Origin of the sequence: Pseudomonas sp. F8002 (assembly GCF_013385495.1) — a bacterium.
Lineage (GTDB): Bacteria > Pseudomonadota > Gammaproteobacteria > Pseudomonadales > Pseudomonadaceae > Aquipseudomonas.
In genome coordinates, this window is the sequence record NZ_JACAPW010000006.1 from 41879 (window position 1) to 57954 (window position 16076).

The window sequence follows — 16076 nt, forward strand, 5'->3', positions numbered from 1 at the left end:
TGGGAGCTGTCGAGCCCCGGCGAGGCTGCGAAAGCGGTGGATCAGGCAACATTGATGTCAGCAGTGCTGCCGCCATCGCAGCCTCGCTAAAGCTCGACAGCTCCCACACTGGACCTTGCTGCGCGTTCGGGCTCATGCCAGCACCTACCGCCTGCGGTTCAGGGAGTGCATGAAGATCAAATGTGGGAGCTGTCGAGCCCCGGCGAGGCTGCGAAAGCGGTGGGTCGGGCAACATCGATGTCGGCTGTGCTGACGCTATCGCAGCCTCGCTAAAGCTCGACAGCTCCCACACTGGAGCTTGCTGCGCTTTCGGGCTCATGCCAGCACCTGGCGCATGCGGATCAAGGTGTGCATGAAGATCAAATGTGGGAGCTGTCGAGCCCCGGCGAGGCTGCGAAAGCGGTGGGTCAGGCAACATTGATGTTGGCTGTGCTGACGCCATCGCAGCCTCGCTGAAGCTCGACAGCGCCCACACTGGAGCTTGCTGCGCTTTCGGGCTCATGCCAGCACCTGGCGCATGCGGATCAAGGTGTGTTCGGGGCTGCTGGGTTCGTCGGCGTTCTGGCGCAGGAAGGCTTCGATTGCCCCATGGCGGGTGATCGCTTCGTCGGCCAGCGGGTCGCTGCCGGCGGAGTACTCGCCGACGCGGATCAGCATTTCGATCTCGCCGTAGCGCGCCATCAATTCACGGATGCGCATCGCCAGGCGCTTGTGTTCATCACCGGCGACCTGCTCCATCAAGCGGCTGCGGCTGCGCAGCACGTCCACCGCCGGGAAATAGTTGCGCTGCGCCAGTTCGGCGCTGAGGGCGATATGCCCGTCGAGGATCGAACGCGCTTCCTCCGCCACCGGATCGCTGGCGGCGTCGCCTTCGGTGAGCACGGTGTACAGCGCGGTGATGCTGCCGGCAGGGCCCGGGCCGGCGCGCTCGAGCAACTTGGGCAAGGTGGCAAAAAACGACGGCGGATAACCGCGGCGGGTCGGCGGTTCACCCACGGCCAGGCCGATTTCGCGCTGGGCGCGGGCGAACCGCGTGAGGCTGTCCATCAACAGCAGTACATTGCGGCCCTGGTCGCGGTGGTACTCGGCCAGGGTGGTGGCGACAAATGCCGCGCGCACCCGCTCGGCGGCCGGGCGGTCGGAGGTGGCGACGACAGCAACGGTGCGTGCGCGGGCCGTGGCGTCCAGTTGCACGTCCAGCAGTTCGCGCACTTCCCTGCCCCGCTCGCCGATCAAACCGATGACAATCACATCGGCCTCGCTGTTGCGGATGATGCTCGCCAACAACGAGGATTTGCCCACACCGGGCTCGCCGAAGATGCCCATGCGCTGGCCCTGGGCGAGGGTCAGCAAGCCGTCGATGGAGCGGATGCCCAACGCCATGGAGCGCACGATCAATTGCCGGGAGAACGGGGCCGGTGGCTCGGCATGCAAGGGGTAGGTCTGCAGGTTCAGGGTTGGCGGTACACCGTCTCCGTCGAGAAACTCGCCCATGGGGCTGATCACTCGCCCCAATTGCGCATCGCCCACGGCCACACCCAGGCTTTCGCCGGTGGCAGTGATTTGCGTGCGGGTCGACAGGCCTTCCATGGAACCGATGGGCGACAGGATCGCTTCGTCGCCATCAAAACCGATCACTTCGGCGCTGAGGCTGCGACCACTGACCGGGTCGCGCAGGTGGCACAGCTCACCGATGCTCGCGCCCGCCACGCTGGCCCGCAGCAACACCCCGCGAATGCTCAGCACCGTGCCCTGCATCGGACGCAAGCGGGCCTGGGACAGCCGCTCGGTCAGGCGCGGCAGCAGTTGATCGAGGTTCATGCCACGCCCTCTTCGGCAAAGGGCAACAGGCTGCGGCGCAGGCTTTGCAGTTGCGCCTCCAGCCCCAGCTCAACCGAACCCGCCGGGCTGCTCAGGCGGGCCTGGCCGGCGCCCAGTTGCGCATCGGCCTCCACGGCGATGCCGTCCTTGAGCAACTGTGGGCGCAGGGCATTCACTTCGGCGGGCGGCACCCACAACGTCAAGGCCTGGCCCTGGCGAAACGCGCTCAGGGCCTGGCGTGTACAACGCACCACGCGGTCGGTGTCGTCCAGTTCGCCGAGTACTTCACGCACGATGCCCAGGGCCAGGTCCGCCAGCGACGCCTCAAGCCCGGCCAGGTAATGCTGGACTTGGGCCTGGGTTTCCAGCAGCAACTGTGCAACCTGTTCGGCACCTTCGCGGCGCGCACTTTCAAAACCCTCGGCGCGGGCGGTGTGCAGCCATTGGTCGCTGTCGGCCTTGATCTGCTCGGCGTGCGCCCTGGCGGCTTGCACAAAGGCAAAGCCATCGGTCCATAACGCCGCTTCATCGGCGCGCAAAATCCGCGCGGCCGGACGGCTGGGTAATTCACTCATGGGCAAGCTCCTCGGCGAGTAACCGGGCGGCGACGGTCTGGACGATCTCCAGGTCGCGGGGCAAGCGTCCGCTGTAGCCCTTGGGTGCGACAAACCGCAGGGGCAGCCAGCCTTGCAACTCGGCAGGCTGGGCTTGCAGCCAGGCGGCGACACAGGTGAGGCCATCGCGGTCGATGGCGTCGATCAACTCGGCGGGCTCGCGCAGCAGGTCGGCCGCGCCGCCCAACTGCCGGTGCGCGAGGGCCAGGGCAAAGGCTTCCTGGCCAAGGCCCTCGCGCAATTCATTGACCACTTCGCGGCGGATCTCCCGGCTCAGGGTCGAGCCATGCCAGATCGCACCACACAGCCTGGGCAGACGCGCAAATTGCGCCGGGCTCAGCAGCAGCACCGGCAAATCAGCGGCGGGCGGCGTGACCAGATGCGCCAGCGGCGCCAGCTGATAATGGCTGGCCAGCAGTTGCTCCAGCCGCGAGCGAAAACGCGGCTGCCCATGCAGGGCTTGCAGCACCTCAACCGGCAGGCCTTCGCCAAAACACTCGCCAAGGCTTTGCTCGCGCACAAACTGCAACGGCTGGGCGATCAGCCCCTGCCAACGCTCAACCAGGCTCATTCACCCTCCTTGAGCACATACAACGCCTGGGCCTGGCGCCGCGCCCATTGCTGGCGGGCCAACACACCACCCGCGCCGAGGGCGAGCAGCAGCAAGCCACCGAACAGCAACCGCGCCTGGTTGAGGTTGTCTTCCAACAGCCACAGGCCCATGAAACGCGCGAGTCGCGGTTGCGCCGGGTTCTGGCTGATGGACACCGCGGCCTTGATCGCGGTCACCGACACACCGTCATAGCTCAGGCCGGAAATGCCGTTGGCCACCAGGGTCTTGATCTGCGGGATCAGCGTGTTGATGTCGGTGCCCGGGTCGTAGCGCACCAGCACCGAGGCCGACGACGGCGAAATCACCCGCTTGAGCAGGTCATTGTCCGGCAGCACCACGTGCACCCGCGCCGAGACGATGCCGTCGATCTGCGACACCGAGTGGGACAGTTCTTCGCTCAAGGCATAGATCATCTGCGCCCGCTCCTGCACCGGCGACGACACCAGGCCATTGCCCTTGAACACCTCGCCCATGTTGGAAAAGCTCTGCTGCGGCAGGCCGGCGTTGTCCAGCAGGGTCATGGCCTCGGCGAAGCGCTGTTCGTCGACCACCACTTTCAACTGGCCGTTGTCCTGCACCTTGCGCGTCGCCGGGATGCCGTCGCGCAGCAGCACCGCGACCATGGCGTTGGCGTCGCGCTCGCTGAGGTTGGTGTAGAGGTCCATGTCGCAGGCCTGCAAGAGGCTGGCGAGCACGCCGATCAGCAGCAGGCGCAGGGCACGATTCGGGCTTGGCATGGCGTTATTGACCCTTGAGCAGCGTGTTGGCGGAACCGGAAATCTGCGTCGCACCGCGCACCACCATCTGGGTTTCGATGGAGTAGTCGAACATCTTGCCCAGTGAATGGACGATCTGGTCGACCTGCTGCTCGGCGACTTTCTTGCCCGGTTCTGCGGTGGGCGAGGCACCCGAGGTGCGGATATCCGCAGCGGCCACTTGCGGCGGCGCCGAGGGGTTATTGGTGAGCAAATCGGCGCGCTCGGAAAAGGTCCGGGAGCGGTCGATAAAACTGTTCAGGCGCTCCATCAGCCCCGAGCCGATCTGATGGGGGCTGGCGCCCTCGGGCATGCCCTTGGCCGTATTGGCCATGTGCTCGAACAGATTCTGCGAGGCCCCGGCGGGCCCCGCGCCGGCGGACGGCGGCAAGGCCGTGGCGCTGGCAGCGAGACTGATGGTCATGGGTGCGCCCTACTCTTCGTCGTCATCGGACATGGCGTCATTCAGCATTTCCTGGGCCTTGGGCATGATGATGAATTGGCCGCCGATGGTGACCGCCTGGGTGATCAGGGCATCGGTGAATTCGGCGTCGGTCATCTCCGGTTTATCGGCGCTCTTGGCGTTGTCCACCGCGGCGTTGAACTTGGCTTCAGGGCTGGCGCCACCGGGGGCGAGGTTGCTGTCTACGGCGGTTACGGACATGGTCATGCTCCTTTACTGGGGTTGGGGTGAATCAAGGGGTTTCAGTGCTCACCTGGGCGCCGCGAAACACCCGCACGCCGTGCTCGCGCGCCACAACAGGCGCGGCGGCCTTGGGCTGCAGGTGATCCACATGCTGCTGGACCAGCGCCAGGTACGGCGGCGGCCCGGAGACGAAGACTTCATCGCCCTCGGGGCCGTTACGCATCGACAACTGCTGGCCGAACACATCGAGGTTGTTCAGATAGGCCTGCAACTGATCCAGGTTCAGGGCGTTGGCCTTGAACAGCTTGGTGGTGATTTCATCGCTGGCATTGAGGTACAGCAGGTTGCCGTCGAAGTACCAGGTCAGGCCGTTGGTGCTGCACAACGTCTGCAAAAACTCCCCGGCGGTGGCGGCGCGCACGGTGCTGCGGGCCTTGCCACGCACCTTGTCCGAGAGCACCAGCGGTATGTCGAGGTTGTGGCCGAATTCTTCGAGGGCGGCGCGCACGTCCTGGTCCACCAGTACGTAGGCGTAGGGTTTGGTGAACCATTCAGGCTCGTCGTCGGCGTGGGCGATCGAGGCCCCCAACAGCACCGACAGACATAGGAGCGCCATGGAAAATATGCTTACATGACGTCCGCCTTCGCCCAACGAGTTGTGACGATGACCAAACACTTTTTGCTTGCCGGCAGCCTGTTGCTGGCTGCCTGTTCCAATACTGCGCCGAGCGATTCCGACCGCTCGCTGAAGCTGGCCGACGACCTGAACAAACGCGGCGACTACGCCAGCGCGGCGGCGCTGTACGAACGTGCGGCCCAGCAACCGGGCGCAAGCATCGACTTGTGGCTCAAACTCGGCCAGGCACGGCTCGACGGCAACGACGCGGTCGGTGCCGAGCGCGCCTTCCAACAGGCCCTCGGCCTTCAGGCCCACAACGCCGACGCCCTGCTGGGACTGGGCACCGCGCAACTGCGCCTGGGCAAAAGCCAACGCGCCGTGACGGCCCTGGGCCAGGCCGCCGAGGCCAGCCAGTCGCCGGTCGCCTACACCCGACTGGGCATTGCCCAGGTGTTGAACGGCCAGGCCGTCGCGGCACAAACCGCGTTCGCCAAAAGCCTGAGCCTGCAACCCGACGACCTCGACAGCCGCTGCAACCTGGCCCTGGCCTACGCCCTTGGCGGCCAGGCGCAGCAGGCCTTGGACACCATCGCCCCCGTCACCCAATCGCCCCGCGCGTTGCCACGGCATCAGCGTAATGAGTTGTTGGTGCTGGTGTTGGCGGGTTACGAACAACGGGTGGCCAGCTTGCCGCTGGACGATATTCCGGCCGCTGAGCGCGCACGCCTGATCACCGAAGCCAACCGCATCAAAGCCATCAGCGATCCGATTGCGCAAGCGCGGGAATTGGGGCTGGTGGATACGCACTGACTGATCGTTCCCACGCTCTGCGTGGGAATGCATCCTGTGACGCTCCGCGTCACCTTGCATCCACCGCGGGACGCGGAGCGTCCGGGGCGGCGTTCCCACGCAGAGCGTGGGAACGATCAGCGTGGGGTTCATTGCTGTGCTCCCGGAGCGCCAGCCTTGGCCTCTTGCTGAGCCTGACGCCGCTGCAACTGCTCCCGGTCAAACCCCTCGATATACACCTGCGCCGCCCGCCCAACCGGCGCCGCCATGGCAGGCCCCGTCGCCCGCCCCTGATTCAAATCCTGGCGCTGCTCCACCATCTGCATCAAATTCAGATTGTTGGCGCAGCCCAACGGCAAGGTTGCCTTGAAATCCTCGTCCAGCCCAATCTCATCCTTGGCCGGCGGCTGCTGGCACTGGCTTGGTACCCCGTCCGCCTGATACTGCGGCGAGTAATACACCGGCGCCAGATGCGTCTTGCACCCCACCACCAACAGGGGCAAACACATCAACAAACGCGAAACTTTCATGCCATGCCCCCTCATCAATTCATGTAGAAACCAAACGCCCCACCACTGCGCGGCCCCGCCGCGGCGGCGGTCGCAGGCTGTGCATCCAGCGGCGTGGCCAGGGTGCGACTGCGCACTGGCTCCACCAGGTACGGCGTGATCAAAATCACCAATTCGGTTTCATTGCGCTGAAAACGCTTGGAGCGAAACAGGTTGCCCAGGATCGGCAAGTCCCCCAGCAACGGCAGCTTCTCGATGTCCTGGCTGCTCTCACGCTGGAACAAACCGGCAATCGCAAACGTCTGCCCGCTGCCCACTTCCACCCGCGTATCGGCGCGGCGCACGCTGAACGACGGCACATGGAAATTGCCGAAATCCACCGTGCCGCCACTCACCACACTGCTGACCTCCGGGCGCACTTGCAGGGCGATCCGGCCGTTGGGCAGCAGCGTCGGGTTGAACAACAGCGACACGCCGAACGACTTGTATTCGATCCCCACCAGGTCCCGATTCACCGGCACCGGGATCGCCACTTCGCCGCCCGCCAGGAAGCTCGCGGTTTGCCCGGTCATGGCGGTGATGTTCGGCTCGGCCAGGATTTGCAGGATCCCGTTGGCCTGCAACGCGTCGAGCATGCCGTCGATATTGGTATTGCCCGAACCGCTGCCCGCTGCCGCCAGGCCACCGGCGGTGGCGGCGGCCAGCGGTCCGCCGGTGATCAGGCCAAAGGAGAACGTGCCGTTGCTGAACATGGCGTTCCAGTTAACCCCGTAATGCAGCAGTTCCGAGCGGGACACTTCAGCAAAGCGCACACGCAAGTTGACCTGGGCGGCACCGGCGTACTCAGTGGTGTTGACCGCGCTCTGGAAGCCCTGGCCCTGTGGGTTGAGCAAGGCATTCAAATCCGTCGCTTCTCCAACCGAACGCACCGTGCCCTTGGCGATCAATCGGTTACCGGCACCGCTGATCTGCGCGCCATTGCCGGGATGCAATTCCTGCATCGGCGCGGTCACTGCCTGGGTCGCGCTACTGACCGCCAGGCTCAGGCTGGCAAGCTGTTTGCCGTCGCTGCCAAGGGCAATCAGGCTGGTATTGCCCGGCGCCTTGCCGAAGATATAGATCACCCCGGGCGACACCACTTGCAGGTCGGCAATCCCCGGCTCGGCCACCAGTACCGACTCCACCGGGGCCACAAAATGCAGGATCCGGCCTTCACCGGAGGCCAGGTTGATAGACCCCTGGGCGCCGTTGGCGATGTCCTGGGCACTGCAGAAAAACGAGGTCAACGTCAGCAACAACAGACAAAAACGGATCATGAGGCAGACGCCAGGGAAGTGACGGAAGCCGCGGCAGGTGCACGGCGGTTGGAGATATCGGTAAGGCTGATGGTCACCAGCGCTTGCAGGTTGTATTCGGTGGCCAGTTCGCGAAACGACAACACCGCCAGCTCCAGTTCACCGCGCAGCACCAGGCGCCGCAGGCTGCGGCGCAGTTCCGGGTGCACCAGCAATACCGCACTGTTGGCTTCAGTGGTTTTGTCGCAGGCCTGGCGCAGTTGGGCGAGCAACGCGCGGTTGACTTCCTCGGGGATCACTTCACGGCTGGGCTCCTGGCGACGCAGGGACGCACGCAACTGGTCTTCCAATCCCGGCGCCAGCACCAGGGCGCCAATCACCCGATTGCGGTCGGCGTACTGATGGCTGATCTGCCGCGCCAACCCTGCACGCAGGTGTTCGGCCAGGCGGCCGGCATCGGTTTCCCGGGCGCCCCACTCCACCATGGCTTCGAGCAAGGCCCGCTGATTGCGGATCGACACGCCCTCGCCCACCAGCAGGCGCAGGGTCTCGGCCACCCGCTGCAGCGGCACCAGGCGCAGGGCTTCCTTGACCAGTTCGCCGTAGGTGGCTTCGGTGCGTTCGAGCAGCAGGCGGGTTTCCTGGATGCCGAGGAAGTCCGCGGCATAGCGGCGCAGGCTGCGTTCCAGCACGCCACGCAAGACTTCGTCCGGCAGCAGGAAACCGATGCCGGCGCTGCGCAGTGCGTCTTCGTGCTGACGCTCGATCCAGTGCGCGGCACGACCGTTGAGGGGCGAATCGGCTTGCAGGGTGGCGATGTCCAGCAACTGCACATGCACCGGATCGTCCTGCAACAGCAGGCAGTTGATCGGCATCTCGCCTTCGCTGACGGGTACGCCTTCCAGTGACACGCGGTAGCTGCCCGGCGTGGCCTTGGCGTCCATGTGAATGCCCGGCACCGGCATATCGACGCCGAGGTCGCTGCGAATGTCGTGACACAGCGCTTCGATGCGTTGGCTCAGTAGCTGGCGCGGGGCGCTGAGGGCCAACGCACTGCCGAGGGTCAGCAATACCCGAGTGTCGGGGGCCACGCCATAATCCTGCTCGGCCTGCACTTCAACCACCGGTTCCAGGGTCTCGACCAGCGCTTCAGGCTCTACCTGGTTTTCACGGGTATGGCGACGGTACATCACGAAGGCCGCACCACCGAACACCAGCGACAACCCGAGGAACACCCAGGTCGGAAAGCCCGGTATCACGCTGACGCCGACCATGATCAATGCGGTCAAACCGAGGGCGCGGTAGCTGGCACCCAACTGCTTGAGAATCTCGCTGCCGAGGTCACCCGCTTCGCCGTCGCTGTTGACCCGCGTCACCACAGTGCCCGCCGCTACCGAGATAAGCAGCGCCGGGATCTGTGCGATCAAACCGTCGCCCACGGTCAGCAGCGAATAGGTGTGCACCGCCGCGCCGAAGGCCATGTCGCGCTCGATCATGCCGATCAGCATGCCGCCCAGCAGGTTGACCGCGAGGATCACCAACCCGGCAATCGCATCGCCCTTGACGAACTTCATCGCCCCGTCCATCGCGCCGAACATCTGGCTCTCGCGCTCCAGGCGTGAGCGCCGGCGGCGGGCTTCGGCCTGGTCGATATCGCCGTTGCGCAGGTCGTTGTCGATGCTCATCTGTTTGCCGGGCATTGCATCCAGGGTGAAGCGCGCCGCCACTTCCGCGACCCGCTCGGCGCCCTTGGTGATCACCACGAACTGCGCCACGGTGATGATCAGGAACACCACCATACCCACCACCACCTGGCCGGCAATCACGAAGTCACCGAAGGCCTTGACGATATGGCCGGCGTCGCCGTGCAGCAGAATCAAGCGGGTGGTGGTGATCGAAAGCGACAGGCGAAACAGGGTGCTGAGCAGGATCAGCGGCGGCAGCGCGGAGAATTCCACCGAGTGGCCGATGTAGAACGCCACGATCAGGATCAGGATGCTCAGGGCGATGTTCAAGCCGATCAGCATGTCCACCAGGTAGGTAGGCAGCGGGATGATCATCATCACGATCGCCATCAGCATGAACGCGACGATGATCACGTCGGTACGCTGGGCGGCCATGCGCGCGATGCCGTTCAGGCGATTGAGCAGGTTCATGGCGCGGCTCTCCGTGCAGCGAGGTAGCGTTTGAAGCACTGGCGCGCTTCGTCCTTGCGTTCGCCGTACCACAGCGCCCGGGCACGCAGCAGCAACAGGCTGGCAGACTCACCCTCCAGCGCGACCAGCCGATCCAGGGCCGCGAGTGCGCGGGTGAAGTCGCCGCTGTCGGTGAACGCCAGCACCAGCGAGCGCAACAGTTGGCCATCGTCGGGCGCGACACTCACGGCAATCAGCAACATCACCAGCGCGCGCTGGGACTGGCCGTTGCGCCGGTACAGCTCGCCAATGCCCTTGAGCAATTGCACCGCGTCGTCGTTGTCCCGGGGCATCAGGCCTGGACCTCCGAGCGTTGTTGTTCGAGGGTGCGGCGCATCTCGATTTCCTCGCTGATCAGGTCATGGGCCAGCGCCTTGATCTGCGGCTCGGCGTCGAGATTCGGCAACAGGTGCTGCATCACGTGTTCCAGCAGTTCCAGGGAACGTGCGCTGCCGAACAGCAGCGAGTCGACGCCAGCGGCGCTGGTGAGTTCTTCCAGGTCACTGCGCAGGGAGCGGCGGGACTGGACCTTGCGGGTTTTCAGCAACGCTTCGAAAGCCGTGGCCTGGCGCGAGTTGACCGGGCGGATCGCCTCAACCGGCGCGCTGCGCACGTCACTGGGAATCAACGGACGGGGTTCGACTTTCATCCCGGGGCCTTAGCTGAAAAAAGCAGCGTCATAGGGTGAAGGTGAAGCGTTCTTCGCCACGGGCGAGGATCACCTGGTTGTTCTCGATGCGCTCCAGTACCCAGTTGTCCGCCAGGGCCGCGCCGGGGTACAGGCGCTTGCCGCTGTCATTGATCACGTAGGGGTTGGCGCCGAACCACACGGCTTGAAAGCGCACCCGTGGCCGGGCCGCATCTGCACGCACGGCGACCCGCGGGTTAAGCACGATCTGCTGGCCGTAACGCTGGTCGAAGGCTTGTTGCAGGGCGACCCATTGAGGCTTTTGCGCGCGCTCAAAGGAGCCGACGGCGTTGAGTTGGCCATCGATGTCGTTGACCTTCACGGCGTCCAGTTGGGCGGCCTGCAATTGCCCTTCGAACCAGGCCTTGGCCTCGGCACGGGAAGGCTTGGCTGCGGTTGTTTCGGCAACCGGCATTACGGTTTGCGCTTGCGGTGGAACGTTGCGAAATGCCAGGGCGCCGGCGCATACAAAGAGCAACGCGGTGGCGATGATCCAGGGCGTTAATGTGCGTGTCGTCGCAGGCGTTTTTTCAGGGCTGCCCGGCAGCGCCAGGCTCACACCCGCCGTGCCGATACGCAGTTGCAGCGGCAGCCGCGCGCGATGGCCGCTGCCTTGGGGAATACGGATATCGCCGGCAGTGCCGGTGATCAGTACATCGTCGCCGAGGGCCTCGACGGCCACCTGGGCCCCTTCAAAACGCAGGCGCAGGTGCAACTCGGCAATCCCGGGATCGCTGAGCTGGAGGTCGGCCGCCAGGGCGGCGCCAAGGGTGTAGACCGGCTGGTCGAGCATCAGGGAACTGCCCTGGTGCAAACCGTGGGTCACAAGCAGGGTCGGCGCGCCGTTCGCGGCGGGCAGGCCCAGGGAAATCAAGGCTGTCATGGTTGGGTTTGCCCCCTTGAGAATCACAGGCCGCAACGACGCCTGTGCCGATCAACAACGGTGCAACGGGGTAAGGCAGGTATACGGGCAGCGCCGGCGCTGCCCGCATGGCGAATCAGTTCTGCGGACGCTGTTTGGTGGCGTCGAGCTCTGCTTTTTTCGCGGTGCTGATCTCGGTGATCTTGGCCGACTTCTCGATGGCCATGTTGAAAGTTGCTTCCATCTTCGCGATAGCGTCGTCGGCGCCGCCTGCACTTACTGGTGGAGTAGTAGCCATGTTCAATCTCCTTGCATCGATAGGGAAGTTAAGCCGCATGCAAACCGAAACAAACTCCCAGCGTCAGACAGTGAGTTGGCCATGCAGCCGTCGGTTTGCATGGGAACCATACTACTCACGAACAAAACGCCTTCGCTGTGAAAGCTTGTGAAACGTTCATGGCAGGTGCTGTGAAAAATCCGGCTCAACGTGCCGTTGAGAAAATCTCATCGCCGCGCGGGCGTGGAACTTTTGTTAAAAAACCAATACACGACGAGACCCAATGTTTACGGGGGCACAACCTGAAAAACGAACCAACTCGAACAATTTACGAGCCCGTTACCCCTGGGTAAAAACGTTGATCACTCAACAATTCCAGAAAATAAATCCGACAACTTCACACTTTTAACTAATAGCCATTTGCCCAACTTTGCAGATATTTCCATTTGTAACAAAACCGACTTGATCATCGCGTTTGATAGCTCGGCGCGGGTTAACCCAATAACACTTCGCAACTTTCGCCCGCCCCAGTTAGTGCACTTGCACTAAATATCGACTGATATAAAACAACTTCCAGGTGATCTATGACTGCGATCCCGAATGGCCTTGACCCTGCCGACAACAAAGGCCCGGATGGCTCCCGGAGCACGTTCGAAAAAGCCCTGTTCACCGCCGTCGACAAGCCGGTATTCGACCCCTCGAAAATCCGCGGGCCGTCCATTCCGCTGCCGTACCAGAACGTGCAGGCACCGGTGAACAACAGCATCACCTACACCCCGCTGGGCAGCGACAAACCGGTGACCCTCAAGCAGATCGACAACCCCAGGCTGTTTGAGCAATTGGTCAACCAGTACAACGCACAGCAAAGCGACGCGACCCTTGAGAAGAATCTGGCCGACAGCAAAGGCGCCGGCTACAAGGAGGCAGACGCCAGCACCGTGGCGCCTGGCCTGGGCAACTACAAGGCGATCGGCAGTACCACCGAATTGGGCCCGGGACTGATCCGCTACGAGACCAGTGCCGGCGACAAAATCGTGGTCAGCCAGAAGGAAACACCCGCGCTGTTCGCCCAGGTCAGCGGCGACTCGGCCAAGCTCTTTGCGATCAATGCCAGCCAGGCCGAGGGCTACCGCCTGGCCGGCCCCATGGAAACCATGGACCCGGCAGCGAATATCGGCCCGCCCGAAGAAGTCGGCCCGGGCCTGATTCGCTATACCACGGCGTCGGGCGACAAGGTGATCGTGTCCCAGGACATCACCCCCGCGCTGTACGACCAGGTGGCCAAACTGTATGCCGGCAGCACCGGCGCGGCGGGCGCCTCGGATACGTCCTGGATCGACACCTCATCGTTTGGCGTGTCGGGTGCCAAGGACTGGGACACCATCACCGGCAACACCAGCGGCACGCCGACCAAGGAAGAACTCGACCTGAACCGGCCCAAGGCGGCCGCGCAATTGCTCTCGCAAAACTGGGACGCCTGGGGCCTGCATGGCGCGCCGATCGACTTCGCCAACCCACCCACGACACTCCCCCCCGAGGCTCAGGCCGTACTCAAGTACGTGGCCAGCAGCCCGAGCCTGATGGCCGCGCTGGATACCGGCGGGCGTGGCAAGGCCGACAATGTGATCACCCATTCCGATGTCGACCATTTCATCGACAACGCCGGCAAGGACCTCGGCGCCGCGTCGAAATCCTATGGCAGTTTCCTCGGCAGCAAACCCGGTGACCTGGCCAAGGCGAATGCCAAGTCGGCGGCAATCCTGATGGCCAACGAGAGCCTGGCCGCTGGCGCAGGTCCGGCGATGCACCCCGGTGACGCCAACCAGCGCAGCAACGACGGCATGCTGCGCAGCGACAACCTGCAAGCCTTGGGCAGCGATTCGGCCCTGAGCACCGAGCTGACCGGCGCGGCGGCCATGTGGTCCAGACCCGGGATGTTCCACGCTCTGGAAACCGGCGGCGACAACCCCGCCACCGGCAAGTCGGACGGCATCGGCACCCGCGACAACATCGGCGCCTGGCTGGAAAAACAGGCGCCGAAAACCGACAGCGACACCCTGACCTTCCTCGACGGTGCCGCCACCCGCGATGCGGTCGCAGGCGTCGACACCTCGGGCCTGACCGCCGACATCCTGGCCAACCCGCAGAACTACAGCGGCGAACAGAAAGCCGCGGTGCTGGTGCAGTTGACCGATGCACAAACCCGCCTGCTGGTCAGCGACTACGTGCCCCACGCCGGGTTGATGGACAAGTACACCTCGCCCCACTACGGCCTCAACCCCAACGAAGACAAGATCAAGGCACAGCTGCAAAGCGGCATCGAAACCCTCTCGGCCGACCCGGACGTGCAAGGCTTCCTGCAAAACAATCGTGGCCCGGCACTGGCCGACATCGTCGACAGCAACCCAGCGATGAAAGTCGCGATGCAGAACTACTACACCGACGACATCGAGACCGGCAAAAACCTTAACGACAACCTCAACGCCAAGGACCAGAACGGCAAGCAGATCGACATGGGCATGGGCCTGCAAAACGCGGCCAACGATACGACCATCGCCAACCTGGCGCTGGGGGGCAACGGCCATGTGGACCTGACCGGCATCGCCGACAAGGCCGGGCAAAGCGACAACATCCAGCAGTACTACAAAAACCAACTGGTGACCGGCAAGGCCTTTACCGACGCGGTGGCCGGCGGTATGGACCCCACCGTGGCGGCCAGCAGCTTCGCCGCCAGCACGGCCTCGGCCCAGGCCTTCCTCGGCGACAAGGCCTCGGCGGATGACGCCGCCACCTTGCAGGTGAATTTCAACGAAGCCCTTGGCGACGCCCTGCTCGGCGGCGCCACCACCGACACCCTGAACATCACCCTGGGGGACGGCAAGGGCAACTTCGACGAAGCCAAGGTCACTGCCGCGATCAACGACGCCCAGCAAAAAGACCCAGAGATGTTCGTCACCTCGGATGGCGGCAAGATCGACCCGGCGCAAGTGGTGTCGATGCTGCGTTCGGTATGGGACATCGGGCGCCAGGGCAACAAGATCGCCGACGCACTGCCCAAGGCCATCGAAGGCATGAAGTTCGGCGACGTCAGCCCTGCATTCAAGCAAGGCCTGTTGCACATCGGCAGCGCAGTACTGATGAGCGGCGTGCTGATGGCCCGTTCGGCCAGCGGCAGCAACACGCCGGTGGCGGACGCGAACCGGGTATCCGCCGGGCTGCAATTTGCCGGGTTGTTGATGGAAGGCGGCACCAAATACGCCAAGGAAGCGGGTTACGGCATCACCTGGGTCAACCGCCCGGATGGCGGCACCATTGGTGACTTCCCCGGCAAGGTACCGGTGGGCAAGGGCCCGTTGAGCCCGCAGCAAATCGCCAACCTCGGCGCGGCCGGCAAGATCATTGGCTCGGCGGGCGGGATTATCGGCGGTGTGATCGGGGTAATTGGCGGTGTCGACTCGTTGAAAAAAGGCGACTACCTGAGCGGCAGTTTCTCGGTGGCCACCGGCGTGCTGGGTACGGGTGCGGCGGTGGCCGGGTTGGTGGAAGCCGGGGCCGGGTTGTACGGGGCCACGGAAATCGGCGCGGTGGCCGGGACCATCAGCGGGATCCTCGGCGGGGCAACGGCGATCCTTGGCGGGATCGGCAGCGCGTTCCTGCCCTTCGCCCTGGCTGATGCCCATGGCAAGGCGCAGGACGCGTTCTATGGCCAGCTTGCGCCGGTGCTCAAGCAATACGGGTTGACTGGCGGGCCTACGGAGCCGGGTGATTATCCTGAAGACCCGATCCCGGCGATCAACACCTGACCTTCCCTTGCAGCCTTGCGCGAAGGGAGCCGCGCGGGGTTGTGTTTTTGAACATGCACAAAGGTTAATCACATGACGTATTCACACCGCGGCCACCTTGAAGACAGCGCTATTGAAATCCACTTTGGCCCTTATCGACTGCTGCCCCGACGTCATCTGCTGCTGAAAAACGGTGAGCCGGTGAGCCTGGGCAGTCGGGCCCTGACGTTGCTGATTGCCCTCGCTTCGCGGCCTGGTGAGCTGTTGGAGAAGACCCAATTGCTGGACATCGCCTGGCCACGGTTGGTGGTGGAAGAGTGCAACCTGCGGGCGCAGATCAAGGCGATCCGTCGGGCGTTGGGGGATGATGATTCGGTGTATATCGCGACGGCGACGGGCCAGGGGTATCGGTTTGTTGCGCCGACCTGGGTGGAGCGTGGGGAGCAGAAAAAGCCGGTGGTGTTGGGGGTTTATAGTTGTCGGCGTTGTTTGGGGGGGGATTTGGATCGGGGGCATATCCATTCTTTGGGTAACGGCTGAAATGGGTTCCGCTCTTACAGCGGCCTCCCGGCCGGCTTGAGTGTTGAAGAGCACAATCAAAAGCTAAAGCG

17 protein-coding genes are annotated in these 16076 nt (G+C 64.0%); 3 read left to right on the plus strand and 14 right to left on the minus strand.

Features of this window, described 5'->3' with window-relative positions; all coding sequences use genetic code 11:
* Window positions 1-498: 498 nt before the first annotated feature.
* From HX811_RS07145 to HX811_RS07175, 7 genes are read right to left on the minus strand one after another with little or no spacing between them, the layout of a single operon-like run.
* Window positions 499-1821, minus strand: a complete 1323-nt coding sequence (locus HX811_RS07145) for a FliI/YscN family ATPase (RefSeq protein WP_102369491.1) — start codon at window positions 1819-1821, stop codon at window positions 499-501.
* On the minus strand, window positions 1818-2396 hold the full coding sequence (locus HX811_RS07150; RefSeq protein ID WP_008433162.1) for a FliH/SctL family protein: 579 nt from the start codon (window positions 2394-2396) through the stop codon (window positions 1818-1820). The genes HX811_RS07145 and HX811_RS07150 overlap by 4 nt, the downstream gene beginning before the upstream one ends.
* A complete protein-coding gene (locus tag HX811_RS07155) occupies window positions 2389-3006 on the minus strand; it encodes a hypothetical protein (RefSeq protein ID WP_003208324.1) in 618 nt (205 codons plus the stop codon). The genes HX811_RS07150 and HX811_RS07155 overlap by 8 nt, the downstream gene beginning before the upstream one ends.
* Window positions 3003-3785, minus strand: coding sequence for a type III secretion system inner membrane ring lipoprotein SctJ (gene sctJ / locus HX811_RS07160; RefSeq protein ID WP_003208326.1), 783 nt, complete (start codon window positions 3783-3785; stop codon window positions 3003-3005). The genes HX811_RS07155 and sctJ overlap by 4 nt, the downstream gene beginning before the upstream one ends.
* A gap of 4 nt (window positions 3786-3789) precedes the next feature.
* Window positions 3790-4227 (minus strand): hypothetical protein, encoded by a 438-nt coding sequence (locus HX811_RS07165; RefSeq protein WP_003208328.1) that lies wholly within the window; start codon window positions 4225-4227, stop codon window positions 3790-3792.
* Between the two features lie 9 nt (window positions 4228-4236).
* Complete coding sequence (locus tag HX811_RS07170) at window positions 4237-4467, minus strand: hypothetical protein (RefSeq protein ID WP_003208330.1); 231 nt, start codon at window positions 4465-4467, stop codon at window positions 4237-4239.
* A 31-nt stretch (window positions 4468-4498) separates the two neighbouring features.
* Window positions 4499-5065 (minus strand): type III secretion protein, encoded by a 567-nt coding sequence (locus HX811_RS07175; RefSeq protein WP_177045358.1) that lies wholly within the window; start codon window positions 5063-5065, stop codon window positions 4499-4501.
* A gap of 48 nt (window positions 5066-5113) precedes the next feature.
* Here HX811_RS07175 and HX811_RS07180 point away from each other — a divergent pair, with 48 nt between their 5' ends.
* The gene (locus tag HX811_RS07180; protein ID WP_134326973.1) at window positions 5114-5878 is read left to right on the plus strand and encodes a tetratricopeptide repeat protein; all 765 of its coding nucleotides are present in this window, start codon (window positions 5114-5116) and stop codon (window positions 5876-5878) included.
* Window positions 5879-6006: 128 nt separating this feature from the next.
* On the opposite strand, the gene HX811_RS07185 is transcribed toward HX811_RS07180, so the two are convergent.
* The 7 genes from HX811_RS07185 to HX811_RS07215 form a co-directional block, all read right to left on the minus strand.
* The gene (locus HX811_RS07185) at window positions 6007-6387 is read right to left on the minus strand and encodes a hypothetical protein (RefSeq protein ID WP_087694648.1); all 381 of its coding nucleotides are present in this window, start codon (window positions 6385-6387) and stop codon (window positions 6007-6009) included.
* A gap of 14 nt (window positions 6388-6401) precedes the next feature.
* Window positions 6402-7682 carry a type II and III secretion system protein family protein gene (locus HX811_RS07190; RefSeq protein ID WP_008433173.1) on the minus strand — a complete coding sequence of 427 codons (1281 nt, stop codon included), beginning with the start codon at window positions 7680-7682 and terminating at the stop codon, window positions 6402-6404.
* Window positions 7679-9817 carry a type III secretion system export apparatus subunit SctV gene (gene sctV / locus HX811_RS07195; RefSeq protein ID WP_134326974.1) on the minus strand — a complete coding sequence of 713 codons (2139 nt, stop codon included), beginning with the start codon at window positions 9815-9817 and terminating at the stop codon, window positions 7679-7681. Before sctV ends, HX811_RS07190 begins: the two co-directional genes overlap by 4 nt.
* Window positions 9814-10149, minus strand: coding sequence for a lipopolysaccharide assembly protein LapB (locus tag HX811_RS07200; RefSeq protein ID WP_087694813.1), 336 nt, complete (start codon window positions 10147-10149; stop codon window positions 9814-9816). The genes sctV and HX811_RS07200 overlap by 4 nt, the downstream gene beginning before the upstream one ends.
* Window positions 10149-10505, minus strand: coding sequence for a hypothetical protein (locus tag HX811_RS07205; protein ID WP_003207269.1), 357 nt, complete (start codon window positions 10503-10505; stop codon window positions 10149-10151). Before HX811_RS07205 ends, HX811_RS07200 begins: the two co-directional genes overlap by 1 nt.
* A gap of 28 nt (window positions 10506-10533) precedes the next feature.
* On the minus strand, window positions 10534-11427 hold the full coding sequence (locus tag HX811_RS07210) for an FHA domain-containing protein (RefSeq protein ID WP_177045360.1): 894 nt from the start codon (window positions 11425-11427) through the stop codon (window positions 10534-10536).
* A gap of 115 nt (window positions 11428-11542) precedes the next feature.
* Window positions 11543-11704, minus strand: a complete 162-nt coding sequence (locus HX811_RS07215; RefSeq protein ID WP_003207273.1) for a hypothetical protein — start codon at window positions 11702-11704, stop codon at window positions 11543-11545.
* Window positions 11705-12267: 563 nt separating this feature from the next.
* Between HX811_RS07215 and HX811_RS07220 the strand changes: the two genes are divergently transcribed.
* Together HX811_RS07220 and HX811_RS07225 are read left to right on the plus strand one after the other, a co-directional pair.
* Window positions 12268-15486, plus strand: a complete 3219-nt coding sequence (locus HX811_RS07220; RefSeq protein WP_177045362.1) for a type III effector HrpK domain-containing protein — start codon at window positions 12268-12270, stop codon at window positions 15484-15486.
* Window positions 15487-15558: 72 nt separating this feature from the next.
* On the plus strand, window positions 15559-16005 hold the full coding sequence (locus HX811_RS07225) for a winged helix-turn-helix domain-containing protein (RefSeq protein ID WP_177045364.1): 447 nt from the start codon (window positions 15559-15561) through the stop codon (window positions 16003-16005).
* The last annotated feature ends 71 nt before the right edge of the window (window positions 16006-16076 follow it).